The 835-nt window shown below is 47.5% G+C and carries 1 protein-coding gene; it reads left to right on the top strand.

All coding sequences use genetic code 11. The annotated features are described in order from the left end of the window. Positions 1–243: 243 nt before the first annotated feature. Positions 244–835: reverse transcriptase domain-containing protein (locus tag SYJ56_RS25815; RefSeq protein WP_323839289.1), on the top strand; the 592-nt coding region annotated here is incomplete at its 3' end.

Below are 835 nucleotides of genomic sequence, written 5' to 3' on the forward strand. Positions count from 1 at the left end.
GTAAATTCAGCCGCATCGGATGAAAGTAGAGTGTCTTACCCCGGGAGGTCTGTGGCTGGGGCAATTGCCGGTGGTACGTGCGAGTGCTGAAGGAATCCAAGTCAACAGAAGTCAGCAGAAGGCATAGTACTGTGATGAGCAGGAAGGCCTGAATTTTCTAAACAAGGAAGTGAACTTAAAGTGAGTAAAAAGAACGAACTATCGAAAGAATGTAAACATGGCATACAGGGAGACCTGTTTGCTATGGAACAGGATTCTAGAACCAAGAAGGGAGGGAGTACTTCCCGGAAAGGCCAGAAGATAGAGTTATTTTCCCGACTGGAAGAACAACGAACCTTGACCACGAATACAGTGGACAAAATTGCGGATCAGCTGCACCTGCTCAAGGCGTTTCGACGCGTGAAGAGCAACGATGGGACAGCCGGGATAGATGGAATAACGCTGGGAGAATATGAGCGTGACTTGTCAGCGAATATCAAACAGCTACAAACCCAACTAAAGGCAGGAACATATGAGCCAAGTGCAGTCAGAGGAGTAGAGATAGAGAAACCAAACGGAGGTACACGGCTACTTGGCATACCGACGATTGGAGATCGGGTAGTACAACAATGCATACAGACTGAATTACAAAGGGTATTCGACCCTCACTTCAGCGAAAACAGCTTCGGCTTTCGTCCGGGTCGCTCAGCCCAACAGGCTATAGAGCGTGCCAGCGAATATGTAAAGGAAGGTAAGATATGGGTAGTGGATATCGACCTGAAGAGTTTCTTCGATGAAATCAACCATGACCGATTAATGAATCGGCTCAGGAACAGCATCTCGGACAAGAAACTAC

This window comes from Algoriphagus aurantiacus (assembly GCF_035156405.1).
In the GTDB taxonomy this organism is placed as follows: Bacteria; Bacteroidota; Bacteroidia; order Cytophagales; family Cyclobacteriaceae; genus Algoriphagus; species Algoriphagus aurantiacus.